1 protein-coding gene is annotated in these 1,497 nt (G+C 71.0%); it reads left to right on the forward strand.

Translation table 11 applies throughout. The features are described 5' to 3' along the window. Positions 1 to 71: 71 nt before the first annotated feature. Positions 72 to 1,497 (forward strand): MobF family relaxase (gene mobF, locus ACOADB_RS05315; RefSeq protein ID WP_378596900.1); only part of this gene is annotated, 1,426 nt, incomplete at its 3' end.

Here is a 1,497-nt window from a genome sequence, read left to right on the forward strand (position 1 = left end):
CCCACTCCCCCGACGGGGCAACGGATGTGGTCGCAGCGGGTGAACTGGACGGCGACGGCTACGAACGATGGGTGGCGGGTTACGACACCAACGGCGTCCCGAAAGGCCGACTACGCACCGACGAGAAGGGGCTGCGGTTCGTCGAGGTAGTCGTGAACGGACCCAAGACCTGGTCCCTCGCTGCGTCCCTCCACCCCGAGATCGCCGACGCGTACGACGCTGCCCAGGATCGTGCGGCGGCCGAGATCATCGGCTGGCTCGCCGAGCACTCCACCACCCGAGTCGGGCCGCGCGGGCTGCAGGTCCAGGTTCCGGTCGAGCGGCTCGAGGCCACAGTGGTGCGGCACTACACCTCCCGCGCCGGGGATCCACACCGCCACCTGCACCTCCAGGTCAACGCCCGCGTGTTCGCCCAAGGCAGGTGGCGGGGGCTGCACTCTGTCGCCGTGGTGGACTCGATCGAGGCCATCAACGGCATCGGCCACGCCGCCGTCATGTGCGACCCCGACTTCCGCCGCGTCCTCGCCGCGCACGGGTACACCCTCGACGCGGAGTCCGGTGACATCGTCGAGCTCGCACCGTTCGCCGGGGAGTTCTCCCACCGCGCCGCGCAGATCGGCCGGCACGGGGACCGCTACGAAGCCGAATGGCGAACCGACCATCCCGGCCAGGAACCCGGGCCCGCACTCCGACGGTCGTGGGACCGTCGGGCGTGGGCCGAAGCCCGACCGGACAAGGTCATCCCGACCGACGGCGCCGACCTCGTCCACCGGTGGCGCGACGAGCTCCACGACCTCGGCTTCCAACCACCAGCTCAGCCGGTGGCACTCGCTTCTGTTCCTGTCGGCCGGGTCGATCGTGAGACCGTCACCGACCTTGTCCTGTCCCGGCTCGGTGCACGGAGGTCGGCATGGAACGGCGCCGACATCCGCGGCGAGGTCGAATGCATCATCGCCGCCGACGGCGTCGTCGCCGAACCCGCCGTGCGCCGCGAGCTGGTCGAGGACCTCACCGCCCGCACCATCGACCAGTGCCCTCGGCTGGTCGACCGGCCCGACGTCCCCGAACACGTCCGATCGTTGACGTCCGACCGCGTGCTGGCGGTCGAGGCCAACCTCATCGACCGGATCATCGCCCGCGCTGAACGTCCCGGACAGCCTGCGGCTGCACCACCATCCGTGAATGGGCGCAGGCTCGACCCTGGACAACAGCAGGTGGTCGCCGCGCTCACCGGCACCGGTTCACTGGTGGTCGTGGAAGGTGCCGCTGGGGCCGGAAAGACGACCACCCTCTCGGCGGCTGCGACCCTGCTCGCCGCTCAGGAGCGGCGGCTGGTGGTGGTGACACCGACGTTGAAGGCCGCTCGGGTCGCCGAGGCCGAAGTCGGCTCCCCCGCATCGTCGGCGGCGTGGCTCGCGCACCAGCACGGGTACCGGTGGGACGCCAACGGCCAATGGACCCGCGAACCGTTCGACCCGCGCCGCGACCGCCACACCA

The organism is Nocardioides sp. CPCC 206348 (assembly GCF_048654705.1).
Classification (GTDB): Bacteria; Actinomycetota; Actinomycetes; order Propionibacteriales; family Nocardioidaceae; genus Nocardioides.